Source organism: Mesorhizobium sp. 1M-11 (assembly GCF_001303895.1).
Taxonomy (GTDB): Bacteria; Pseudomonadota; Alphaproteobacteria; order Rhizobiales; family Rhizobiaceae; genus Mesorhizobium.
In genome coordinates this window covers 1-16,883 of record NZ_LJSD01000029.1, presented here as the reverse complement: position 1 = coordinate 16,883, position 16,883 = coordinate 1, and the positions used below count along the sequence as shown (strand labels likewise).

At 62.5% G+C, this 16,883-nt stretch carries 20 protein-coding genes; 13 read left to right on the top strand and 7 right to left on the bottom strand.

The features are described from left to right. Positions 1-40: 40 nt before the first annotated feature. Positions 41-694, bottom strand: a complete 654-nt coding sequence (fsa, locus tag AO692_RS11935; protein WP_054310278.1) for a fructose-6-phosphate aldolase — start codon at positions 692-694, stop codon at positions 41-43. 90 nt (positions 695-784) lie between these two features. Between fsa and AO692_RS11930 the strand changes: the two genes are divergently transcribed. Further along, on the top strand, positions 785-2,968 hold the full coding sequence (locus AO692_RS11930) for a primosomal protein N' (RefSeq protein WP_054310277.1): 2,184 nt from the start codon (positions 785-787) through the stop codon (positions 2,966-2,968). 9 nt (positions 2,969-2,977) lie between these two features. Further along, the gene (locus tag AO692_RS11925; protein WP_054310276.1) at positions 2,978-3,496 is read left to right on the top strand and encodes a GNAT family N-acetyltransferase; all 519 of its coding nucleotides are present in this window, start codon (positions 2,978-2,980) and stop codon (positions 3,494-3,496) included. A gap of 7 nt (positions 3,497-3,503) precedes the next feature. Here the strand turns inward: AO692_RS11925 and AO692_RS11920 are convergent, their stop codons facing one another. Continuing rightward, entirely contained in the window at positions 3,504-4,013 is a 510-nt protein-coding gene (locus AO692_RS11920; RefSeq protein ID WP_054310275.1) for a class I SAM-dependent methyltransferase, read from the bottom strand. 205 nt (positions 4,014-4,218) lie between these two features. Here AO692_RS11920 and AO692_RS11915 point away from each other — a divergent pair, with 205 nt between their 5' ends. Genes AO692_RS11915 through AO692_RS11905 form a run of 3 tightly spaced genes read left to right on the top strand, consistent with a single transcriptional unit; the run spans position 4,219 to position 5,724 of the window. After that, positions 4,219-4,911, top strand: a complete 693-nt coding sequence (locus AO692_RS11915) for a glutathione S-transferase family protein (RefSeq protein ID WP_054310274.1) — start codon at positions 4,219-4,221, stop codon at positions 4,909-4,911. 10 nt (positions 4,912-4,921) lie between these two features. Then, on the top strand, positions 4,922-5,254 hold the full coding sequence (locus AO692_RS11910; RefSeq protein WP_054310273.1) for a metalloregulator ArsR/SmtB family transcription factor: 333 nt from the start codon (positions 4,922-4,924) through the stop codon (positions 5,252-5,254). 2 nt (positions 5,255-5,256) lie between these two features. Continuing rightward, entirely contained in the window at positions 5,257-5,724 is a 468-nt protein-coding gene (locus AO692_RS11905; RefSeq protein WP_054310272.1) for an SRPBCC family protein, read from the top strand. A gap of 98 nt (positions 5,725-5,822) precedes the next feature. Here the strand turns inward: AO692_RS11905 and AO692_RS11900 are convergent, their stop codons facing one another. From AO692_RS11900 to AO692_RS11885, 4 genes are all read right to left on the bottom strand, one after another. Further along, entirely contained in the window at positions 5,823-6,188 is a 366-nt protein-coding gene (locus tag AO692_RS11900) for a DoxX family protein (RefSeq protein ID WP_054310271.1), read from the bottom strand. A gap of 87 nt (positions 6,189-6,275) precedes the next feature. Further along, the gene (locus tag AO692_RS11895) at positions 6,276-6,782 is read right to left on the bottom strand and encodes a MarR family transcriptional regulator (RefSeq protein WP_054310270.1); all 507 of its coding nucleotides are present in this window, start codon (positions 6,780-6,782) and stop codon (positions 6,276-6,278) included. Then, positions 6,766-7,308: a cupin domain-containing protein gene (locus tag AO692_RS11890; RefSeq protein ID WP_054310269.1), complete on the bottom strand. Its 543-nt coding sequence runs from the start codon at positions 7,306-7,308 to the stop codon at positions 6,766-6,768. Before AO692_RS11890 ends, AO692_RS11895 begins: the two co-directional genes overlap by 17 nt. Next, positions 7,305-8,033: an NAD(P)-dependent oxidoreductase gene (locus tag AO692_RS11885; RefSeq protein ID WP_054310268.1), complete on the bottom strand. Its 729-nt coding sequence runs from the start codon at positions 8,031-8,033 to the stop codon at positions 7,305-7,307. Before AO692_RS11885 ends, AO692_RS11890 begins: the two co-directional genes overlap by 4 nt. 153 nt (positions 8,034-8,186) lie before the next feature. Here AO692_RS11885 and AO692_RS11880 point away from each other — a divergent pair, with 153 nt between their 5' ends. From AO692_RS11880 to AO692_RS11855, 6 genes are all read left to right on the top strand, one after another. Next, positions 8,187-8,582, top strand: coding sequence for a DUF4345 family protein (locus AO692_RS11880; RefSeq protein WP_054310267.1), 396 nt, complete (start codon positions 8,187-8,189; stop codon positions 8,580-8,582). A 246-nt stretch (positions 8,583-8,828) separates the two neighbouring features. Then, the gene (locus AO692_RS11875; protein WP_054310266.1) at positions 8,829-9,389 is read left to right on the top strand and encodes a F0F1 ATP synthase subunit delta; all 561 of its coding nucleotides are present in this window, start codon (positions 8,829-8,831) and stop codon (positions 9,387-9,389) included. Next, positions 9,389-10,918 (top strand): F0F1 ATP synthase subunit alpha, encoded by a 1,530-nt coding sequence (gene atpA / locus AO692_RS11870; RefSeq protein ID WP_054310265.1) that lies wholly within the window; start codon positions 9,389-9,391, stop codon positions 10,916-10,918. Before AO692_RS11875 ends, atpA begins: the two co-directional genes overlap by 1 nt. Positions 10,919-10,947: 29 nt before the next feature. Next, the gene (locus tag AO692_RS11865) at positions 10,948-11,829 is read left to right on the top strand and encodes a F0F1 ATP synthase subunit gamma (protein ID WP_054310264.1); all 882 of its coding nucleotides are present in this window, start codon (positions 10,948-10,950) and stop codon (positions 11,827-11,829) included. 73 nt (positions 11,830-11,902) lie between these two features. Next, entirely contained in the window at positions 11,903-13,534 is a 1,632-nt protein-coding gene (gene atpD, locus AO692_RS11860) for a F0F1 ATP synthase subunit beta (protein WP_054310263.1), read from the top strand. 66 nt (positions 13,535-13,600) lie between these two features. Then, the gene (locus tag AO692_RS11855) at positions 13,601-14,008 is read left to right on the top strand and encodes a F0F1 ATP synthase subunit epsilon (protein WP_054310262.1); all 408 of its coding nucleotides are present in this window, start codon (positions 13,601-13,603) and stop codon (positions 14,006-14,008) included. 88 nt (positions 14,009-14,096) lie between these two features. Here AO692_RS11855 and AO692_RS11850 read toward each other — a convergent pair whose 3' ends face one another. After that, positions 14,097-14,885 (bottom strand): MBL fold metallo-hydrolase, encoded by a 789-nt coding sequence (locus tag AO692_RS11850; RefSeq protein WP_054310489.1) that lies wholly within the window; start codon positions 14,883-14,885, stop codon positions 14,097-14,099. A 426-nt stretch (positions 14,886-15,311) separates the two neighbouring features. On the opposite strand from AO692_RS11850, the gene AO692_RS11845 reads away from it, so the two are divergent. Together AO692_RS11845 and AO692_RS11840 are read left to right on the top strand one after the other, a co-directional pair. Further along, positions 15,312-16,043, top strand: coding sequence for an SDR family oxidoreductase (locus tag AO692_RS11845; protein WP_054310488.1), 732 nt, complete (start codon positions 15,312-15,314; stop codon positions 16,041-16,043). Between the two features lie 25 nt (positions 16,044-16,068). Beyond that, a partial coding sequence (locus AO692_RS11840; protein ID WP_054310261.1) for a fumarylacetoacetate hydrolase family protein occupies positions 16,069-16,883 on the top strand: 815 nt, incomplete at its 3' end.

Sequence of the window (16,883 nt, the reverse complement as noted above, 5' to 3'; positions counted from 1 at the left end):
CACCGGTTCTTTCCATCAAATGTGAAACCAGTTCGAAAAATCAGCCGATCTTTTGGCCAGTTTTGGCCCAATCGGCGAGGAACTGCTCGAGGCCCTTGTCGGTGAGCGGGTGCTTGACCAGCGCCTTGAGCGTGGCCGGCGGGATGGTGGCGACGTCGGCGCCGATCAGCGCGGCGCGCTTGACGTGATCCGGAGTGCGGATCGAAGCGGCGAGGATTTCAGTGTCGAAGCCGTAATTGTCATAGACCTGGCGGATCTCGGCGATCACTTCCATGCCGTCGAAGCCCATGTCGTCGAGGCGGCCGATGAAGGGCGAGATGAAGGTGGCGCCGGCCTTGGCCGCGAGCAGCGCCTGGTTGGCTGAGAAGCAGAGCGTGACGTTGACCATGCGGCCTTCGGCGCGGATGGCACGGCAGGCCTTGAGACCGTCGAGCGTGAGGGGCACCTTGATGCAGACATTGTCGGCGATCTTGGCCAGCGCCTTGGCTTCCTTCATCATGCCATCAAAATCGGTGGCGGTGACCTCGGCCGAGACCGGGCCTTCGACGATGTCGCAGATTTGCTTCGTGACTTCGTCGATCTTGCCGCCGGATTTGAGGATCAGCGACGGATTGGTGGTGACTCCGTCGAGCAGACCGAGTTCGTTGAGTTCCTGGATTTCCTTCACATCAGCGGTGTCGACGAAGAATTTCATGGTGGTCTCCTTGGGAGGGAACGGGGCTGTTTGCCGGGGGCTCGGCGTCGCCCTTTGCTCTAGACCAAAGTCGGGGCAAGGTCACGCGTCATGAAAGAAGATTCGCCCTTCAAGAACGCCGCGCCGGTTCTGGTGCCAATGCCGGCCGAACGAGCCTACACCTACGCAGTGCCGGAACGCATGCGTGTGGTGCCGGGTTCCATCGTGCGCGTGCCCCTCGGCCCCAGGTTGGTGGCGGGCGTCGTGTGGGATGGTGCAGTCGAACATGTCGAGGCCAGGAAGCTGAGACCCATCGAGCACGTCTTCGATTGTCCGCCGATCGATCACGCCATGCGCCGTTTCGTCGACTGGATCGCGCAATACACGCTGACCCCGCCCGGCCTCGTCGCGCGCATGCTGCTGCGTGCGCCCGAGGCTTTCGACCCGGAACCGTGGATCGAAGGACTGCAGCGCACCGCCATGATCCCCGACCGGATGACCGGCGCCAGGTCGCGCGTGCTGGAAACCGCCGATGGTGGCTTGGCCTGGACGCGCTCGGGTCTGGCGCACGCGGCGGGCGTCTCCTCGACCGTCATTGATGGATTGAAGACACAGGGTGTGTTCGAGACGGTGATGATCCCGCCTCGCCCCGTCGTGGCCGCGCCCGATCCAACCTATGCGCAGCCCGAATTGACACAGGACCAGGCGGCGGCGGCCGAGATTTTACGTGCCGGTGCCTCCGCCGGGGCTTTCGGGGTCACACTGCTCGATGGCGTCACCGGATCGGGCAAGACGGAAGTTTATTTCGAAGCGGTGGCGGCGGCGCTCGACCGAGGCAAGCAGGTGCTGATCCTGTTGCCGGAAATCGCGCTCACCCATGCTTTCCTCGAACGGTTCCAATCGCGTTTCGGCGCCAAGCCGGCGGAATGGCATTCCGACCTCGCACCGAAGATGCGGGAGCGCGTGTGGCGGCAGGTGGCGGAAGGCACCGTGCGGGTGGTGGCAGGCGCGCGATCGGCGCTGTTCCTGCCATTCAAGGAGCTCGGCCTCATCGTCGTCGACGAGGAGCACGACCCTGCCTACAAGCAGGAGGACCGTGTCTTCTACAATGCCCGCGATATGGCGGTGGTGCGCGGCCACATCGGTTCCTTCCCGATTGTGCTCGCTTCGGCCACCCCCTCTGTCGAAAGCCAGGTCAATGCCAATCAGGGGCGCTATGCCCGCGTCGATCTGCCCGCACGTTTCGCCGAAGCCGCATTGCCTACCTTGCGCTCGATCGACATGCGGCGTGCGCCGCCAGCGCGTGGCAGCTTCCTGTCGCCGCTGCTTGTCGAGGAGATGACCAAGACCCTTGCAAGGGAGGAGCAGTCGCTGTTGTTCCTCAACCGGCGCGGCTACGCGCCGCTGACGCTGTGTCGATCCTGTGGCCACCGTTTCGGCTGTCCGGTCTGCTCGGCATGGCTGGTCGAGCACCGCTTTCGCGGGCAACTCGTCTGCCACCATTGCGGCCACAATGAGAGACGGCCGGACGCCTGCCCGGAATGCGGCACGCTCGATCACCTGGTGGCGTGCGGGCCGGGCGTGGAGCGCATCGCAGAGGAGGTGGTCGCCACTTTCCCGGATGCGCGCACCATCGTGCTTTCGTCCGACCTCGTCGGCGGGGTACGGCGACTCAGGCTGGAGTTGGAGGCCATCGCCAAGGGTGAGGCCGATATCGTCATCGGCACGCAGCTTGTCGCCAAGGGCCACAATTTCCCCAACATGACGCTGGTCGGCATCGTCGATGCCGACCTCGGTCTTGCCAATGGCGATCCGCGCGCAGCGGAGCGCACCTTCCAGCTTCTGTCGCAGGTGACGGGCCGTGCCGGACGCACAGGCAAGAAAAGCCTTGGTTTGCTGCAGACCTACCAGCCGGATCATCCGGTCATGCGGGCGATCGTATCGGGGGATGCGGCGGCCTTCTACGAGCGCGAGATCGCCGAGCGCGAGCGTGCGGCACTGCCGCCGTTCGGACGGCTCGCCGGCATCATCGTCAGCGCCATGACGCGCCAGGAAGCGGAAGCGCATGCGCGGGCCTTGCGTCGTGCGGCGCCAGAGGCATCGGATATTTTCGTGCTGGGGCCTGCGGAAGCGCCATTGGCGCTGCTTGGCGGCCGCCACCGTTTCCGCCTGTTGATCCACGGCGAGCGCCGCTCCGACATGCAGGGCTTCGTGCGGGGTATGCTGGCGGATGGACCGAAGCTGCGCGGATCGGTGCGGGTGAGCGTCGATATCGATCCGCAGAGCTTCCTGTGAGGTTCTTCCATGCGTGAAGCCGACGGCAGCGCCCCCGATTTCCTTCCGCTCAACCGAAACCAGCACAGTGGAGCCGTAGCGGCATTCTACGAGCGGGCTGGCGACTACGCATTGATGGAGCGCGGTCATCTTCCCGATGCGGCGAGCGTTCAAGGCTTCTTCGAAGAGTGTCCTCCGGGTTGCGACCCGGTCAGTTCTCTCAAGGTGGCGTGCCTTGACGGAGCTGCGAGCATCATAGGCATAGCCGACATGGCATTCGGTTTTCCCGAAACGTCTGACGCATATATCGGGCTGCTACTCGTTGACCCCGGCAGGCGGGGGCAAGGCGTCGGCCGACGTTTCCTGGATCATCTTGTCCGCGAGGCTCAAGCGCGGCATTGCGAGCGGATGCTCGTTGCCGTGCTTGATGAGAATGCGCGGGGACGCAGATTCTGGGAGCGCGAGGGTTTTGTGCTGGAGAAAACTTTCGAACCGCGAGACATCGGCTCGAAAAACCACGTGCTGCATCGGCTGATCAGGCCGTTGTGAGGGGCTGTCAGGGCAACTGGGCTGATACCAGCACAAGCGGAGCATGTTCCGCCCTGTCGGTTGCTGTCACCTGCCAGCCAGCCGCCTCGAGGTTGATGCGGAGCTCGGCGACTATCGATTCGATCTGGTCCGCCGATGGCGGCTCATAGGTCAAAACAAGCCTGCCGTCTGTCTTGAGTGAAGCGCGAATGGTTGCAAGTGCTGCGTCGGCGTCGATCCAGAACAGGTTCACATTGATGGCGAAGACGATGTCGAAGCGGTCGGTGCCGGCATCGAAATTGTCGATGGCGGTCTGAACCAGGCGCAGCTTGCCGATGCGCTCATCAACCGCGTTGAGCGTGCGTGCGGCCGCGATCGCCGTGGCGGAGCGGTCGATGCCGACCAGCCTGCCGGTTGTCAGTTTTGACAGCACGAGCGCGGCGGCGATGCCGCGCCCTCCACCGATTTCGAGGATGGTCTCGCTACCCGCGATACCGAGCCGGTCGATCGTCCAGGCAAGCCGTTCAGGGATATTCATCTCTTTGGCGGCACTTTCACTTCAGAGTTGGGCACTTCAGAGTTTGGGCACTTCAAAGTTTGGGTCGCATTTGAGGATGGCGACAGAGTGCTGGCAAGGGTTGTCAGGACGAGCGAGGGAAAGTTTCCTTCGGAGGAAACTTTTGATTGCCATTCGCCCTCGCCGCCAATAGTTTCCATTTACGGAAACCATCGGAAAGCTCTTGATGTCGCTGACTCTCTACCTGCACCCACTCGCCGCCTTCTGTCACAAGGTGCTGATCGCCTTCTATGAGAACGGCGTGGATTTTCGCGCCGAAACCGTCGACCTCATGGATCCCGGTTCGGCGACGGACCATCTGGCGCGATGGCCGGTGGGCAAGATTCCGGTTCTGCACGATGCGGCCCGCAACCGTGTGGTGCCGGAAACCAGCATCATCATCGAATATGTGCAGCGCCACTATCCTGGCCAGCGGCCGATGCTGCCGCAGGAACCGGAAGCCCGGCTTGATGCTCGTTTGTGGGAGCGCTTTTTCGATCTCTATATCAGCGAACCGATGCAGAAGATCGTTACCGACCGGCTGCGGCCGGAGGGTGGCAACGATCCGATCGGCGTCTCCCAGGCCCGCAAAACGCTGGATACGGCCTATGCCATGATCGACGGTCAGCTGGCGGGCAGGGAGTGGGCTATTGGCGACGACTTCACCATCGCCGACTGCGCCGCGGCGCCCTGCCTTTTCTTTTCCTCGATCGTGCATCCGTTCGGTGCCGATCAGAACAATCTCCGCGCCTTTCTCGAACGCCTGCTGGCTCGGCCAGCGGTCAAGAGAACACTTGAAGAAGCGCGGCCATTCTTCTCAATGTTCCCCTATCGCGAAGCCATGCCGGAGCGGTTCGCAAGCGGCGCAGCTTTTGTCTGAGGTTTCATCCATGCAGCAAGCCCAACCTCTCGACCGCATCTTCCTGGCGCTGGCCGATCCCGGCCGGCGCGGCATGATCGAACAGCTGGCGCGCGGCCCGGCAACGGTGAAAGAACTGGCGCGTCCGGCCAATATGCGCCTGCCATCGGCGGTGAAACATCTGAGGGTGCTGGAAGAAGGCGGCATCGTGGTTTCGCGCAAGGCCGGCCGCACCCGCACCTACGCCATGCGGCGCGATGCATTTTCGCCGGTGAACGATTGGGTGAGCGCACGGGAGACTGCGCTCGACGCGGCGTTCGATCGCCTCGCCCAGGCGGTCGCCGATATGCCCGAAGAGGAATAGTCATGACCGTCGAACACAAAACCTTTGTCGTCGAGCGCGAACTGGCCGCCAGTCCGAAACACGCTTTTCGCTTCTTTTCGGAGCCGGCGCTGAAGGAGCGCTGGACCTCCTGTCATCCCGACTGGACGGTGCTGGAGGAGCAGTTCGATTTTCGCGTCGGCGGCGTCGAGGCCAAGCGCTGGCGCACCGATGAAGGGCATGAGCAGACCTTTTTTGCCCGCTATCTCGATATCGTGCCGGCACGGCGTATCATCTATGCCTTCGACATGGGCTTTGCCGGTGAACGGCTCTCAGCCTCGCTGGCGACCGTCGAGCTTTTTGCCGTGGCGGCCCGAACACGCATGGTCTTCACCGAGCAAATCGCCTGGCTTGGCGATGCCGGCTCATTGCAGTTGCGTATTGCCGGTACGGGCGAAGGGTTGGATGTGCTCGCGGATATCATCGAGATGGATATCGCTGGTGTGCACTAAAACCATTGGTTTTATGATGATATATCAACTGGTATATCAGATGCGGGTCGTTTCGGACCGCGTATCGGCCTGCTGAAAATCAGTTTCGAGATTTCGCGCTACTGTGCCATGGTCATCGCCAGGATGAGGCCGCCGATAACGGCAAAGTTGATGATGAAGGCGGAACGCAGGCCCTGTCTTTGCTGGCCGGAGTAGCGCCAGAAATTGAGCGCCAGCGCGCTCGCGGCAATCGTGAAGCCGACCAAGGCAGCCGCGGCATAGGGTCTGTAAAAGCCGAGGACCACGCACAGGCCGGCTGCGACCTCAAGCAGGGAGCCGGCGGCAAGCAGCGGAATGGGCGCCGGGAAGCCTTGTTCACCGAGCTGTGCGGTGATGGTGCGGAAGCGCAGAAAATGTTCCAGCCCTGCCCAGACAAAGACACCGCCGAGCAGGAGGAAGCCGAGCTGTTGAATGACGGAGTACATGGCAGACCTCATCATCGTGTGAACCTGTCACACCATGCGCCTTGCATCGCCCCGCAATCTTGAACGAAACGGCCAAACTGCGGCCGGTTAGCCTTCCGGAGCGCCGGTCGTGATGCCAGCCAGCCAGCGGCGGACGATCTTGTGCTCGGCCTCGGAATATCCCGCGGCGAGGTCGGCTTCGAGCACGCGGACGCGTCCGCGTGCCTCTGCATAAAGCGCCTTGCCCTTTTCGCTTAGCTCCAGCTGGCGAATGCGCTCGTTGGTGGCATGTCGGCGTTTCACGATCGTGCCGGCCTTCTCCAGATTGGTCACGATGACGCTGAGCGTCTGCGGCGTCAGCAACGCAGCGCGCGCCAGGTCGGCGTTGGAAAGGCCCGGATAGGCACTCAGCATCGCCATCACCGCGAATTGCGGCTGGGTGATGCCGAGATCGGCAAGTGTCGCTTCCATGCGATAGCGATAGGCGCCTGCCGCCTGGCGCAGCAGATACCCGAAATAGCCATCCTCGCCACGCTTGCCTTCGCCGGCACGCGGTATCGGCTGTTTGGGATCCGGTCTGGTTATGGCGCGTCTCCTGTCAATTGGCGTGGCCATCGTGTTCGTCCGGCAAAAACACCGTCAACGGGCCGCAATTCTCGTCGGCAACGAACATGGCAAGCAACGATGCCGGCTCGGTCTTGCTGGCGTTTTCTGCAAACAGATGGATTGCGCCTGTCGGTTCGAACCAGCTTTGGCCTTTGGTGTAGGTCATCGGCGGCTCGCCGGCGAGCTGGGATTTCAACGTGCCCTTCAACACAAAGGCGGTGACATTGCCAGGGTGGCGATGGCGCGGCGTATAGGCGTCAGGCGGAAAGTTCACGATTGCCGTGGTTACGGCCTTGCCGGGAATGTCGGGCAAGGGTGTGCAGGAAATAGGCTTGATTTCGGTAACAGGCCGGCCTGAAGCAGCAGCAGGTTTGCTGCCCTCCGCCATGTGCATGGTGGCTGGCCGAGGGTCCACCCTCGCCATGTAGAGCCCCGCGAAGATTGCGCCTGCCGCCACAACGGCCGCCAATGCGATGACGGACCGCCACTTCGACAGGCCGGGTGGAGTTTGGTCGTTGAAGACTTGACTGCTCATGTCGTGGATCTCCTGAAATCGGCGTTCCAACCAAGGTCGGCGATGGCTCTTCCGGTCGAGACTTGGTCGTTCGGCTCCGCGATGTTGTAGATGCCGGCGCCGCGATCGACGGCAAGCAAAGCAGCGTAGGCGGCCGCATCGACATGCACGGAAGCGCCGAGTTTCGCTGCGTTAAATCCAGTACCCGGACCATAGAACTGTCCGTAGCGCAGGATGACGGCGTCCATCGGCGTCTCGAGAACCTGGCGTTCGAGTGCAATGACCCCGTTGACGCTGATGGCGCGGGCGCCTTCTGCGGTGGAATCCAGCGGGTCCTGTTCGTCATGTGGCAGCGGGCCAGGGGCATAGGCCCAGGCGATGCTCTGCGCGATCAGTCGCGTGGCGCCGGCCCGCTTTGCCGCCTCGATCAGATTGCGGGTGCCTTCGTTACGGATGCGTGCGTTGCGCGCGATCGCTTCGCCCATCAGTGCGGGATCGAGGTCCTTCGGCAGATCTGTCAACTGGTGGATGACGACCTCCGGCCTGATTTCGCGCGCGGCTGTCGACAATGCTTCGGCATCGAACACATCGACGACCACGGCATTGGCACCTGCCGCTTCCAGCTCTGCTGCTTTTGCCGCCGAGCGGGTTGTCCCCCACACCGGATGACCTGCTTCCACGAGAATCGGTACGAGGCGTCGCCCAACCGCTCCCGTGGCACCTGCAAGAAGAATCCTTCGACTCATATCGACCACCTTCTTATTATCAGTGCTCTGATATCAGTGTACTGATAATAAGTCAAGCAGGAGGGCACGGTGTGTCCATGGCGCGTGGGCGCGCGCTTGACTTCCCGAAACGATGATCTTCAATGCGGTCACGTTTCGAGGGGATCGCAGAAAATGGAATTTTCATTTCCTTGGCCGACCACCCAGGGCGAGTGGCTTGCGTGGTCGAGTGCGGCGATTACGCTGCTGCTCGGGCTGGCGCTGTTTTTCGCGCCGGGTCTCTGCTTCAAGCTGTTGCGCCTGCAACCCAAGCCGGAAAAGCCGGAGGCGATTGCCGAGGGGCGAGCCCGCATGGCTGGTTTCTATCTCGGTGTCGGGCTCTGCGCGATTCTGCTGGCACAGCCGCTGCTCTATATGGCGCTCGGCTTCTCCTGGCTTTTCACCGCCTTCGGCCGAATCCTTGCCATGATGTCCGATGGCGCCAACACGCCCTACAATTGGGGGGCGGTTGTGGTGGAGCTCGTGCTGGCTGCATTGCCGCTTGCCTTCGCCTTCGGCTTTTTGGCCTGAATCGCATTGAATCCGCCGCCAAGCATTGAACTCGGCCGCCGGATGCGACAAAAGTGCCTTGAAAGCGTGCCCGTGGACGCATTGCGGTCCTGAAAAGCCTGTGCTAGACGGCAACCGACTTTCGACCGGGGGACAGCGGAAGCCGCGTCCCTTGGCTTGAAAAAATGCAGTAAGGTCAAAGATTTAGCCAGAGTTTTTGCTCGCGCCAAGGATCTGCGGCCTCTCAGACAAGAGAAAAGACGGTCCGTGGCCCAAACGTCCTCGCCAATCTCCGCTGTCGCAGAGCGCTATGCGTCATCGCTTTTCGAGCTGGCGCTCGAGGCGAAATCCGTCGCCAAGGTCGAAGCCGACCTCAACAGCTTCGAAACTCTGCTCGCCGGCAGCGCCGATCTGAAGCGCCTGATCGAAAGCCCGGTGTTCACCACCGAGGATCAGGTTCGCGCCATTTCCGCCATCGTCGACAAGGCCAAGATCGGCGGGCTCGCCAGGAACTTCCTGCGCGTCGTGGCCGGCAATCGACGCCTGTTCGCCGTGCCCGGCATGATCAAGGCTTTCCGCCGTATCGCCGCCGAGCATCGCGGCGAGACTGCCGCCGAGGTGACGTCGGCACATACGCTGACGTCGGGCCAGGAAGCCGAACTGAAGACCGCTCTGAAGGCCGTCGCCGGCAAGGACGTTGCGATCACCGTCACGGTTGATCCTTCGCTGCTCGGCGGCATGATCGTGAAGATGGGCTCGCGCCAGATCGACACGTCGCTCAAAACCAAACTCAATTCGCTCAAGCTTGCACTGAAAGAGGTCGGCTGATGGACATCCGCGCCGCGGAAATTTCCGCAATTCTGAAAGACCAGATCAAGAATTTCGGCAAGGAGGCTGAAGTCTCCGAAGTCGGTCAGGTTCTGTCGGTGGGTGACGGTATCGCCCGCGTCTACGGTCTCGACAATGTCCAGGCCGGTGAGATGGTCGAGTTCCCCGGCGGCATCCGCGGCATGGCGCTGAACCTCGAAGCCGACAATGTCGGCGTCGTTATCTTCGGTGCCGACCGCGACATCAAGGAAGGCGACACCGTCAAGCGCACCGGCGCCATCGTCGACGTTCCGGTCGGTCCGGGCCTGCTTGGCCGCGTCGTTGACGCCCTCGGCAACCCGATCGACGGCAAGGGCCCGATCAAGGCCACCGAGCGTCGCCGCGTCGACGTGAAGGCCCCCGGCATCATTCCCCGCAAGTCGGTGCACGAGCCGATGTCGACCGGCCTCAAGGCTATCGACGCCCTGATCCCGGTTGGTCGCGGCCAGCGCGAGCTGGTCATCGGCGACCGTCAGACCGGCAAGACCGCCATCATCCTGGACACCATGCTGAACCAGAAGTCGGTGCATGAAACCGGCCCGGATTCGGAAAAGCTTTTCTGCGTCTACGTCGCCGTCGGCCAGAAGCGTTCGACCGTCGCGCAGTTCGTGAAGGTTCTGGAAGAGCGCGGTGCGCTCGACTACTCCATCATCATCGCCGCCACCGCTTCGGACCCGGCGCCGATGCAGTTCCTGGCGCCGTTCACCGGCTGCACCATGGGCGAATACTTCCGCGACAATGGCAAGCATGCGCTGATCTCTTATGACGATCTGTCCAAGCAGGCTGTCGCCTACCGTCAGATGTCGCTGTTGCTGCGCCGCCCGCCGGGCCGTGAAGCCTATCCGGGCGACGTGTTCTACCTGCACTCCCGTCTGCTCGAGCGCGCTGCGAAGCTCAACGACGACAACGGCAACGGTTCGCTGACCGCGCTGCCGGTCATCGAGACGCAGGCAAACGACGTGTCTGCCTACATTCCGACCAACGTGATCTCGATCACCGACGGCCAGATCTTCCTGGAAACCAACCTGTTCTTCCAGGGTATCCGCCCGGCCGTGAACGTCGGTCTGTCGGTGTCGCGCGTCGGTTCGTCGGCACAGGTCAAGGCGATGAAACAGGTCGCCGGTTCGATCAAGGGTGAGCTCGCGCAGTACCGCGAAATGGCGGCATTCGCGCAGTTCGGCTCGGACCTCGACGCTGCTACGCAGCGCCTGCTGAACCGTGGTTCGCGCCTGACCGAGCTCCTGAAGCAGCCGCAGTTCTCGCCGCTCAAGACCGAAGAGCAGGTCGCGGTGATCTTCGCCGGCGTGAACGGCTACCTCGACAAGCTGGCGCTGAACCAGGTCGGCAAGTTCGAGCAGGGTCTGCTCTCGCATATGCGCAACGCCGGTAAGGCGGTTCTCGATGCGATCCGCAAGGAGAAGGCGCTGTCCGACGATCTGCGCGGCAAGCTCAAGGCCGAGATCGACAACTTCGCCAAGACCTTCGCGTAAGCGGCGGAAGACGGGACCGGGTTTGAAGCATGCCTTCACTAAAAGACCTTCGTAACCGCATCGCCTCGGTCAAGGCGACGCAGAAGATCACCAAGGCGATGCAGATGGTCGCCGCGGCGAAGCTGCGTCGTGCCCAGGAGGCTGCGGAAGCGGCGCGTCCCTATTCCGAACGGATGGGCGCGGTGCTGGCCAACATCACCCAGGCGGTCGGTGGCGGCGGAGACGCTCCGGCGCTGATGACCGGCACCGGCAAGGATGATGTGCACCTGCTCGTCGTCTGCACGGCCGAACGCGGCCTGTGCGGCGGTTTCAACTCGCAGATCGCACGTCTGGCCCGCGACCACATCCGCAAGCTCCTCTCTGCCGGTAAGCAGGTGAAGATCATCTGCGTCGGCAAGAAGGGTTACGACATCCTGCGTCGCGACTATGCCTCGCTGATCCTCGACCGCGTCGACCTGCGCGAAGTGCGTACGCTGAGCTTCGTCAACGCAGACGCGATCGCCAAGAAGGTGATCGGCCTGTTCAACGACGGCCAGTTCGACGTCTGCACGCTGTTCTATTCGAATTTCAAATCGGTGATCAGCCAGATCCCGACCGCGCAGCAGATCATTCCTGCCGCGGCTGTCGAAGCATCGGGCGAAGCCGCCAATGGCGCCGCCGTCTACGAATACGAGCCGGAGCCGGGCGAAATCCTCTCCGACCTCATCCCGCGCAACATCGCGGTGCAGATCTTCCGCGCGCTGCTTGAAAACGCAGCTGGCGAGATGGGTGCCAAGATGAGCGCGATGGACAGTGCGACGCGCAATGCCGGCGATATGATCAACAGACTGTCGATCACCTACAACCGCCAGCGCCAGGCGCAGATCACCAAGGAACTGATCGAAATCATTTCGGGCGCCGAGGCGCTCTAAGCGTGAACCGCGAAGGCAGGCGGCCTTCGCACGGAGCACGCGGTAACCAAACGGACGAAAAAGGGTAAACACGATGGCGAAAGCAGCGACCCCGAAGAAGGAAGCACCGGCCAAGGCCGCGGCTGCTTCCAAGGCGCCGGCGGCGGCGAAGGCCGCTCCGGCAAAGAAGGCGGCTGCTCCCGCCAAGGCAGCGGCTCCGGCTAAGGCCGCGGCCCCAGCCAAGGCAGCTCCAGCCAAGGCGGCTGTAGCAGCGAAGGCTCCAGCCAAGACCGCTGCGGTCAAGGCCACAGGCGCAGCCGGCAAGGTCCGCCAGGTCATCGGCGCCGTTGTCGACGTGCAGTTCGACAATCACCTGCCGGCGATCCTGAACGCGCTGGAAACCGAGAACGTCGGCAACCGCCTGGTTCTCGAAGTCGCCCAGCATCTCGGCGAAAACACTGTGCGCTGCATCGCCATGGACTCCACCGAGGGTCTGGTGCGCGGCCAGTCGGTCTTCGACACCGGCGCTCCGATCTCGGTCCCGGTCGGCCCTGGCATGCTCGGCCGTATCATCAACGTCATCGGCGAGCCGGTTGACGAAGCCGGCCCTGTCAAGGGTGCCGAAATCCGCGCCATCCACCAGCCGGCCCCGGCCTATGTCGATCAGTCGACGGAAGCGCAGATCCTCGTCACCGGCATCAAGGTTCTCGACCTGCTCGCACCTTACGCCCGCGGCGGCAAGATCGGCCTGTTCGGTGGCGCCGGCGTCGGCAAGACCGTTCTCATCCAGGAACTGATCAATAACGTCGCCAAGGCGCACGGCGGTTACTCGGTGTTCGCCGGTGTTGGCGAGCGCACCCGCGAGGGCAACGACCTCTATCACGAGTTCATCGAGTCCGGCGTCAACAAGAAGGGCGGCGGTGAAGGTTCGAAGGCTGCGCTGGTGTACGGCCAGATGAATGAGCCGCCGGGAGCCCGCGCCCGCGTCGCTCTGACCGGTCTGACAGTTGCCGAATATTTCCGCGACCAGGGCCAGGACGTGCTGTTCTTCGTTGACAACATCTTCCGCTTCACCCAGGCGGGTTCGGAAGTGTCGGCGCTGCTCGGCCGCATTCCTTCGGCCGTGGGTTATCAGCCGACGCTCGCCACCGACATGGGCGCGCTGCAGGAACGCATCACCACCACGACCAAGGGTTCGATCACTTCGGTGCAGGCCATCTACGTGCCTGCTGACGACTTGACTGACCCGGCGCCGGCCACCTCCTTCGCGCACTTGGATGCGACGACGGTGTTGAACCGCGCCATCTCGGAAAAGGGCATCTATCCGGCGGTCGATCCGCTGGACTCGACCTCGCGCATGCTCGATCCGCTGATCGTTGGTGACGAACACTACCAGGTCGCCCGCCAGGTGCAGTCGATCCTCCAGCGCTACAAGTCGCTGCAGGACATCATCGCCATCCTGGGCATGGACGAACTGTCGGAAGAGGACAAGCAGACGGTGGCCCGCGCACGCAAGATCGAGCGCTTCCTGTCGCAGCCGTTCTTCGTCGCGGAAGTGTTCACCGGTGCGCCGGGCAAGCTGGTCGACCTCGCCGACACCATCAAGGGCTTCAAGGGCCTTTGCGACGGCGACTACGATCATCTGCCGGAAGCGGCCTTCTACATGGTCGGCAACATCGACGAGGCGGTCGAGAAGGCCCAGCGTCTGGCAGCGGAAGCGGCTTGATCGCAGAAAAGCAATCGCGCGGACGACGTCGTCCGCGCGCTTCGTTCCGAGCGTTTGTGAGACGACATGGCTAAAGCTTTCAAATTCGAACTGGTCTCGCCCGAGCGCCTGCTTGTCTCGGAAGAGGTCGAGTCCGTCGTCATTCCGGGCGCGGAAGGCGAGATGACTGTCATGGCGGAGCATGCTCCGGTGATGACCACCATCAAACCGGGTGTCGTTACGGTGAAGCCGGCTTCCGGTAACACCCAGCGCTTCGTGGTGTTCGGCGGTTTCGCCGACATCCTGCCTTCGGGCTGCACGCTGTTGGCGGAATCCGCGGTCGCCGTCGAGGACATCGACCGCGCCGAGATCGCCCGCCGCATCCAGGAGGCGCGCGAGGATATCGCCGATGCGAAGGACGATGCATCCCGCACGAAGGCAGAGCAGTTCCTGCACCAGCTCACCACGCTGGAAGGCGCGATCCTGCCGGCGTAGTTCCGAAGGCATATCAAATCGAAAAGCGGAGCAAATGCTCCGCTTTTTTATTTGAGCACGACAGATTTCGACCGGCCGCTCAAAATCGTCAAACTCCGTCCAGCACGATGATGGTCGGCTGACTGGGTAGAGTTTTCTGGGACAGTTCGAGCGAAGGACCGTCCCTGACCTCGACTGCGAATTTATCCCGTAGCCTGTTCGTGAATTCGTCGATCGGCGTGGAATGTCGGTGCATCGGCAGGACGATGGAAGAGCGCAGTCTCGTGATGATCTCGCTGAGAACCGGCAGAGACAGCGTCAGACCACCGTCGATTGGAACCATCACCACATCGAGGCGACCCACTGCACCATATTGGGCATCGTTCAGACGCGTGTGCAGGTGGCCGAGATGGCCGATGGACAGCCCGGCCGTCTCGAAGATGAAGATCGAATTGCCGTCGCGCTCGAGTTCACCGCCCCAGCTGCGGATATCGGTCGGCACGTTGCGAATGTAGACGTCATCGATGGTCAAGGCATGGCTGGCCGGGCCGCCTAAAGGATTCCAGCCGCGCAGGACATGAGCGATGCCGGGGGGAGGCGTATCGGTGAAATGGGTGCGATGAGCCTTGTTCATGGTCACCACGTCGGGCAGCAGATCATTGCCATAAATGCCGCTGTAGTCGGTGGCGATGCGCACGCCAGCCGAGCTCTCGATGAGGTAGGTTGAGTGGCCGGCATAGGTAATGGTGACATCGCCGTCCGTTGTCCCGGTCTGCGCGGTCACAATGCTGGCATAGACGACATTTGGCAGAGCCTCGGCTATGGCCAGGCATCCTTGCGCAAGAGCCGTCAGCGGCAGGCAAAAGAACGACAGAAAAAAGATCACTGCGCGAGCCACACCTTCCTCCAGCGGTACGAAGAGCCCCTGTCGCCAGTATGCTGGCCGACCGCCGTCGGTAGGGATCACGTTTTCGCGAGGGAGATTGGCGAGGTTTAGGATCATCACAGGCAGAAGCGAAGTGAGTTGCCGGTAAATCCTCAAGATGCATGCGAGATCAGTCAGCACGATCGCCTCGGGGAAGCTTTTTTGCCGCACGGGCGGCGAGACGCAGTGGTCAAGGCAACTGCCTTTCCCTAAGGTGCGGTCAACCGGAGACGGTTTCCATCGGCGGCACGACCCGTGCGCGATCTCAGGGCGAAGGATGCGGACTGAACAGCGGAGCTCGCCGCTGTGTTCTCTTGCGGATCGGGGTGTCCGCTGCCGGATACCAGCGCAGAGGCAGCGGGCGTGGAAGGCGCCGGCACGGAGGAGGAAGACGAAACGATGGGTTCACTCGACGGCAAGTCCGTGGTGGTCACTGCGGCGGCGCAAGGCATCGGGCGGGCAAGCGCACTGGCATTTGCGGAGGCTGGCGCGAGCGTCGTGGCCACCGATATCAATGAGCCGTTGCTCTCGGAATTGGCCAAGACCAAAGGCATCAAAGTCCGCAAGCTGGACGTGCTTGACGATGCGGCGGTCAAGCAGGCTTTTGCCGAGATCGGCACCGTCGACGTGCTCTTCAACTGTGCCGGCTTCGTTCATTCCGGATCGGTGCTGGAAATGAAGGACGGCGATCTCGATTTTGCCTTCGACCTCAACGTCAAAGCCATGGTGCGCACCATCCAGGCCGTGCTGCCGGGCATGCTGGAGCGCGGTGACGGTGCGATCATCAACATGTCGTCGGTAGCCTCCAGCATCAAGGGGGTGCCTAACCGCTTCGCCTATGGGTTGACCAAGGCGGCCGTGATCGGACTGACTAAGTCGGTTGCGGCGGACTTCATCACCAAGGGCATCCGCTGCAACGCCATCTGCCCCGGCACAGTCGAGAGCCCGTCCCTGGAAGGCCGGATGCGTGCGCAGGGCAACTATGAAACTGCCCGTGCAGCCTTTCTTGCGCGTCAACCCACGGGACGGCTCGGAACACCCGAAGAGATCGCGGCGCTTGCCGTCCATCTGGCTGGCGCCACCTACACCACCGGACAAGCCTACGCCATCGACGGCGGCTGGTCGCTTTAACTGTTGGAATGAACTGGAGGACTGCATGAAACTTGTTCGCTATGGCGCCGCCGGCGCCGAGAAGCCTGGCCTCGTCGATGCGGACGGCGTTATTCGTGATTTGAGCAGCCATGTTGCCGACATCGGCGGCAAGGCACTGGACCCGGCGTCGCTCGCGACCCTTGCCAGGCTCGATCCGAAGTCGCTGCCGGCGGTCACCGACAAGCCGCGTTTCGGTGCCTGCGTGGCCGGTACCGGCAAATTCATCTGCATCGGCCTCAACTATGCCGATCACGCCGCCGAATCCGGCCTGCAGGTGCCGCCGGAACCGGTGGTCTTCATGAAGGCGACATCCGCCATCGTCGGCCCGGATGACGATGTCCTGATCCCGCGCGGCTCGCAGAAGACCGACTGGGAGGTCGAACTCGGCGTCGTCATCGGCAAGACCGCGAAATATGTCTCGGAAGCCGAAGCGCTGGATTATGTGGCCGGCTACTGCGTCGCCCACGATGTCTCGGAGCGTGCGTTCCAGACCGAGCGCTCCGGCCAATGGACCAAGGGCAAGAGCTGCGACACCTTCGGGCCCATCGGCCCGTGGCTGGTGACCAAGGACGAGGTCAAGGATCCGCAGGATCTCAAGATGTGGCTTACCGTGAACGGCGAGACGATGCAGAACGGTTCGACCAGGACGATGGTCTACGGCGTCGCCTTCCTGGTTTCGTATCTGTCGCAGTTCATGAGCCTGCAGCCGGGCGACATCATCTCCACCGGCACGCCGCCCGGCGTCGGCATGGGCATGAAGCCGCCGCGCTATCTCAAATCAGGCGATGTCGTCGAACTCGGCATCGAAGGGCTCGGCAG

What these genes read in the sequence shown, in the direction of transcription:
- fsa (WP_054310278.1), bottom strand. Translation starts at nt 694, where the DNA reads ATGAAATTCTTCGTCGACACCGCTGATGTGAAGGAAATCCAGGAACTC.
- AO692_RS11930 (WP_054310277.1), top strand. Translation starts at nt 785, where the DNA reads ATGAAAGAAGATTCGCCCTTCAAGAACGCCGCGCCGGTTCTGGTGCCA.
- AO692_RS11925 (WP_054310276.1), top strand. Translation starts at nt 2,978, where the DNA reads ATGCGTGAAGCCGACGGCAGCGCCCCCGATTTCCTTCCGCTCAACCGA.
- AO692_RS11920 (WP_054310275.1), bottom strand. Translation starts at nt 4,013, where the DNA reads ATGAATATCCCTGAACGGCTTGCCTGGACGATCGACCGGCTCGGTATC.
- AO692_RS11915 (WP_054310274.1), top strand. Translation starts at nt 4,219, where the DNA reads ATGTCGCTGACTCTCTACCTGCACCCACTCGCCGCCTTCTGTCACAAG.
- AO692_RS11910 (WP_054310273.1), top strand. Translation starts at nt 4,922, where the DNA reads ATGCAGCAAGCCCAACCTCTCGACCGCATCTTCCTGGCGCTGGCCGAT.
- AO692_RS11905 (WP_054310272.1), top strand. Translation starts at nt 5,257, where the DNA reads ATGACCGTCGAACACAAAACCTTTGTCGTCGAGCGCGAACTGGCCGCC.
- AO692_RS11900 (WP_054310271.1), bottom strand. Translation starts at nt 6,188, where the DNA reads ATGTACTCCGTCATTCAACAGCTCGGCTTCCTCCTGCTCGGCGGTGTC.
- AO692_RS11895 (WP_054310270.1), bottom strand. Translation starts at nt 6,782, where the DNA reads ATGGCCACGCCAATTGACAGGAGACGCGCCATAACCAGACCGGATCCC.
- AO692_RS11890 (WP_054310269.1), bottom strand. Translation starts at nt 7,308, where the DNA reads ATGAGCAGTCAAGTCTTCAACGACCAAACTCCACCCGGCCTGTCGAAG.
- AO692_RS11885 (WP_054310268.1), bottom strand. Translation starts at nt 8,033, where the DNA reads ATGAGTCGAAGGATTCTTCTTGCAGGTGCCACGGGAGCGGTTGGGCGA.
- AO692_RS11880 (WP_054310267.1), top strand. Translation starts at nt 8,187, where the DNA reads ATGGAATTTTCATTTCCTTGGCCGACCACCCAGGGCGAGTGGCTTGCG.
- atpA (WP_054310265.1), top strand. Translation starts at nt 9,389, where the DNA reads ATGGACATCCGCGCCGCGGAAATTTCCGCAATTCTGAAAGACCAGATC.
- AO692_RS11865 (WP_054310264.1), top strand. Translation starts at nt 10,948, where the DNA reads ATGCCTTCACTAAAAGACCTTCGTAACCGCATCGCCTCGGTCAAGGCG.
- atpD (WP_054310263.1), top strand. Translation starts at nt 11,903, where the DNA reads ATGGCGAAAGCAGCGACCCCGAAGAAGGAAGCACCGGCCAAGGCCGCG.
- AO692_RS11855 (WP_054310262.1), top strand. Translation starts at nt 13,601, where the DNA reads ATGGCTAAAGCTTTCAAATTCGAACTGGTCTCGCCCGAGCGCCTGCTT.
- AO692_RS11845 (WP_054310488.1), top strand. Translation starts at nt 15,312, where the DNA reads ATGGGTTCACTCGACGGCAAGTCCGTGGTGGTCACTGCGGCGGCGCAA.